This window comes from Leisingera sp. F5 (genome assembly GCF_001593695.1).
In genome coordinates, this window is sequence record NZ_LUKH01000163.1 from 1 (window position 1) to 4,504 (window position 4,504).

Annotated in this window: 5 protein-coding genes and 1 pseudogene; 3 read left to right on the top strand and 3 right to left on the bottom strand. The window is 59.1% G+C overall.

The features are described 5' to 3' along the window. Positions 1-202, bottom strand: a pseudogene (locus tag A2I95_RS26390) (phenylalanine--tRNA ligase subunit alpha); the annotation flags it as partial. 239 nt (positions 203-441) lie between these two features. Between A2I95_RS26390 and A2I95_RS26395 the strand changes: the two are divergent. The 3 genes from A2I95_RS26395 (at position 442) to A2I95_RS26405 (ending at position 2,573) form a co-directional block, all read left to right on the top strand. Continuing rightward, entirely contained in the window at positions 442-1,149 is a 708-nt protein-coding gene (locus A2I95_RS26395) for a hypothetical protein (RefSeq protein WP_291734686.1), read from the top strand. Between the two features lie 341 nt (positions 1,150-1,490). Then, complete coding sequence (locus tag A2I95_RS26400; RefSeq protein ID WP_027257937.1) at positions 1,491-2,126, top strand: DUF1326 domain-containing protein; 636 nt, start codon at positions 1,491-1,493, stop codon at positions 2,124-2,126. 93 nt (positions 2,127-2,219) lie between these two features. Next, positions 2,220-2,573 carry a GFA family protein gene (locus A2I95_RS26405; protein ID WP_291734688.1) on the top strand — a complete coding sequence of 118 codons (354 nt, stop codon included), beginning with the start codon at positions 2,220-2,222 and terminating at the stop codon, positions 2,571-2,573. A 3-nt stretch (positions 2,574-2,576) separates the two neighbouring features. Here A2I95_RS26405 and A2I95_RS26410 read toward each other — a convergent pair whose 3' ends face one another. Then, a complete protein-coding gene (locus A2I95_RS26410) occupies positions 2,577-3,743 on the bottom strand; it encodes a sterol desaturase family protein (protein WP_035920315.1) in 1,167 nt (388 codons plus the stop codon). Between the two features lie 152 nt (positions 3,744-3,895). Further along, complete coding sequence (locus A2I95_RS26415) at positions 3,896-4,282, bottom strand: hypothetical protein (RefSeq protein WP_291734689.1); 387 nt, start codon at positions 4,280-4,282, stop codon at positions 3,896-3,898. Positions 4,283-4,504 lie beyond the last annotated feature (222 nt).

Genomic DNA, 4,504 nt, shown 5'->3' on the forward strand with positions numbered 1-4,504 from the left:
GGGCCGAGTTGATCTCATCCTTCAACGCGTTCAGCGCCGGGCCTGCGACCTGACGTTCTTCCGGGGTCATCTTACCCAGCTCGCGCATCTTCAGCGCCACTTCGCCCTTCTTGCCGACAGCGGCAAGGCGGATCGCTTCCAGTACGGACTCGTCCGCGGCCTCTGCAATCTGACCCAGGTATTTGGCTTTAAGATCGTCCATAACGGCCCCTCGAATTCTGCTTGTGCTCTGCTACCACAAGGGCCGGCGAAAGCAAGAGGGCCAGGACGGATGGCGGGCGGGTGTGTTTACGATCTCATCTTGCAAAGTGCTAAAGGCCGGACTGCCACAGCGATACGTACAGACTTCCACCAACACAGGTCTCGGGACCACCCGAACTTTGCCCCAAAGATGCCTGAGGTCGCTTGGATAGTGGCGCCAATTTCTTGGAGACCAAATTTATGACCGCAGTATTCAGCGAAGCCAAGCGCCTCTACTCCAAGGCCAAAGAGGCTTTGGAAACTTTGGAGTATCCTGAAAACTACGAAGAAGCGGAACTTCTTTTTCGTGAGGCCGTCCGGCTAGGCTCTACCCAGCCCACAAGTCCGGAACACGTGGCTCATACCGTCAGCTTTCTGTACCTGCTTTTGGACGTCGACAAGCTTGATGAGGCCCGCAGCATTGCAGCGAAAGTGCAAGCATCGGTGAACGATGCAAGTCCCGCTGTAAAAGCAGCCGCTTGGGAGCTATCAGCTGCTATGGCCCGGATCGAAATGAGGGATGGGCAACTGAACAAAGCCGAGGCGCATCTGATCGCAGCAATTGAAACCCATCCCAAAACGGGAGCAAAAAACAATATGCACAAGCAAAGCTTGATCAGCAGCCTCGAAAACCTTCAGGTTCAAATGGGTAAGGGAGACCCAAAACTTGCAAGGCTCCTGCAACGTCTTGAAGAGTTCCGACCCGCACCTCTCGACCAGCCTGCGCCCTATCATGGAGTATTGGAGCAAATCGCTGCAATCTACATTTCTCAACGAAAACATGAAGCTGCTATGAACATCATCGAAGAAGGGCGCAGGCATCTGGCCACGGATTGGGATACGTCCAGAATTCGCCCACAATGGGATGCGATGGCGGCAACGGTTGCCCGTAGAAAGCAAAGCAACTAACCGCTCTCAGCCCCACCAGGCTTTCTGCGGCAGCTTCAGCAGATGCTGCCGCAGCCATTGCCCGGCCTGCCCCAGCACCCGCTGGGAGGTCCAGACCACGTCCACACCCGCCAGCGCGTTGCTCTGCTGAAAGCCATAGCGCAGCCAACCTGACGGTCACCTCCGTCGTGTCGGTCCACACCTACGGTTTCACGCTTGCCTATGATCGCCAGTTTTCCAAGCACAGCAGCAGCGCCGGGCCGCCCCTGACCCGCTATCCGGCAAAGACGCCGGTTTTATGTTACACTTGCGACGCGCGGCACCGCGCATCCCAGTTGGCAGCAGAACCGGAGGAGACAGTCATGACGCATGTGGATTGGTACATCGAAGGCCGCAGCTTCGGGAACTGTAACTGCAACTACGGCTGCCCCTGCCAGTTCGAGGATCTGCCCACCCATGGCAATTGCACCGGGTTCGAGGTGATCCACATCGACAAGGGCCATTTCGGCGAGATCGACCTCACTGGCACCCGCGCCGCCGTTCTTTACGCTTGGCCAGGCCCGATCTTCGAGGGCAAGGGTGCATTGCAGCTGATTGTCGACGACCGTGCCAGCGACGCTCAGCACGAAGCGCTTTCCACTGTGATGCTCGGCGGCGAAACGGATGAAGAAGCCACCCACTGGTGGGTGTTCCGCGCCATGTGCGACACTGTGCACGAAACGTTGATCAAGCGGATCGACTATCAGGCCGACATCGAAAACCGCACCGCCAAAGTGGACATCGAGAACCTGTTGCACGCGACCGGCCGCCCGATCCAGGCCCCGCATGGCGGCGGCGAGCACCGGGTCCGCATCGACATCCCCGGCGGCATTGAGTTCACCCTGGCCGAGATTGGCAGCGGCTCCACCAAATCCACCGCGGCGATCAAGTTGGAATTGGATGACAGCTATGGCCAATGGGCCATTATCCGCCACGGCCCGCACGGAATTGCCGCCTGAGGCCGAGCGGCGTCAAAACCGCACAAACCGCTTGCGCAGGACGCGGTTGCCCTGCCAAGCTTGCTCTGTTCCCCCAGCAAACAGAGGCAAGCCATGAAAAACTACTCCGGCAGCTGCCATTGCGGCGCTGTCCGATTTTCTTTTCGTGCGCCGGAAATCAACAGCGCGATGCAATGCGACTGCTCAATCTGCATCCGCAAGACCGCCTATCTGACCCCGTTCAAGGTGATGCAAGATGACATGGAAATCACCGCGGCTGGCGATGCGCTGAAGACCTACAGGTTCGGCACAATGGCCGCGCAGCACCATTTCTGCAGCACCTGCGGTATCCACACCTTTGTCGAGCCGCGCCTGTCGCCCGGCACTTACCGTGTCAACCTGGGGTGCATCGGCGGATCGGATACTTTGCACCTGCCGGTGGAGATTTTTGATGGCAAGAGCCTCTGAAACTCAGCCCTGTCCGCCGCTGTCCTGCCGCTTTTTCCAGCGTTTCCGATTGAACGGATACAGGAACTGCCGCCAGTAGCCGTTTGGCACCGTATCCCCAGCCACCCCGTATTTTGATGGCCAGGCTTCCTCCGGCAGGTGATGGGTGCCGAACAGCCAGTCATAGAGCGGAAAATGAGAGGCATAGTTGATGTCGATCGCCGCCCGCTCGCTGCCGTGATGCCAGTGGTGATAGCGCGGGGTGACCAGGAACCGCTCCAGGGACCCAAGCTTCCAGCCGATATTGGCGTGGATGAAGCTGGAGTAGAAATAGACGATCAGCAGATAGCCCTGGATCGCTTCCGGTTTGAAGCCCAGCGTAAACATCGGCACCGCCGTCAGCCCGCGCAGCACCGCGATTTCGATGAAATGCATCCGTGCGCCGGCCAGCCAGTCCATTTTCTTGGCGGAATGGTGGATGGCATGGAAATGCCACAGCGCCGGAAACGTGTGAAAAGCCCGGTGCACCCAGTACTGAACGAAATCCGTTGCCGCCATCACGATCAGCACCTGCACCGCAAACGGCAGATTGGTGATATGGGCGCGGATGCCCTCCAGATCCGCGTTCGCATTGACATAGTTTGCAGGCGCCAGTGTCAGGAAGGTCAGCACCTGCACCAGCATTGAGCTGACAAGATAATAGAACATGTCCTCGCGCCATTCGGTGCGGAAAACCGTCTGCTCGCGCCGCGCTGCAAAGAACCGTTCCAGCGGTACAAACAGAAAGCCGACCAGCAGAACGTTGACGATGAAGTAGTCAAGCCCGAAATAAAGGCTCTGCGGAGTGCCACCTGCGTGCTGCGGTTGCGCCGTCGCCATCAAAGAAGCCACAACTGACAAGCCCAAGGCCGCCCAGCCCAGCGCCTTCTGGCGGCTCAGGATCAGGCTCAGCAAGGACAGAGCGTAACCCGCCAGCAGCACAAAGCGCAGAAAGGCTGTAACATAGCCGCTGGAATGTATAAAGCCGAGCTGCGGATACGAGAACGTCTCGGGGTACCAGCGCAGCAGCACCAGCAGCAGCCCGGTGACAGCAGCCAGCAGCGCCATGGTTCCCGACAGCCAGCCGCTGCCCAAGGGCCGCGCCTCGCGCGGGGTTTCCAACTGCGCAATCACATCGCGGATGAATTTCATGGCTGCCTCACTCACCTCAATTCCGGCGCAACCTGCCACATCGCCGCCCGCAGTGCGATTATGGAAATCAATACGGGAAACCGCCGCCCTTCCGGGCAGCGGTTCCATAAAATTCATGCGTGCGGCAGCATCCTGATGCCGCCGCCTTTGCATCAGTAGCTCAGCCTGACCGCAGTGCCGCTGGCAGCCCGGCAACCCCAGCTGAGCGGGCAGATGCCAACGTCGCCGATCTCTGCATTGATCACCGCGTCTGCTCCCAGCTTTGCCGCCTCAATACGCAGCTTCTGCTCCGCATCGGCAACAGTCGGCGCCGGATGGAAGGCGGTTGGCTTGCCCACCGACGTCTTCACCGGACCAAGCACCTGGAAGTTGCCGCCATTGATGCTTGCTCCGCGCTCAAGGAGGATCTGGTCAACCGGGGTGGCGGCGGCCTGCGCTGCCGCCTGCGACTGCTTTTCCAACTGCGACGGGTAGCTGAATTCGTCACCGCAGGCAGCCAGGGCCAGCAAGGGCAACAAAAGGAAAGTCTTTTTCATCATGTAACTCCGTGGATTTCATGCTCGACAGTCCGAATCCGGAGCCGAGCCAAAAATAAACGGCAAGCAGTTGAAACGCGCCAGTTCAGGCTCCGGAAAAGGCCATTCCGGCCCATATCCCGCAAGAGTTGTGAAAAGGCAACCGGCCGTTTCTGCCTACACCAGCCGCCGCATCATCGACTGCAGCGCGTAGCGGCTGGCATAGCCAAGATCGCGGGCGACCCG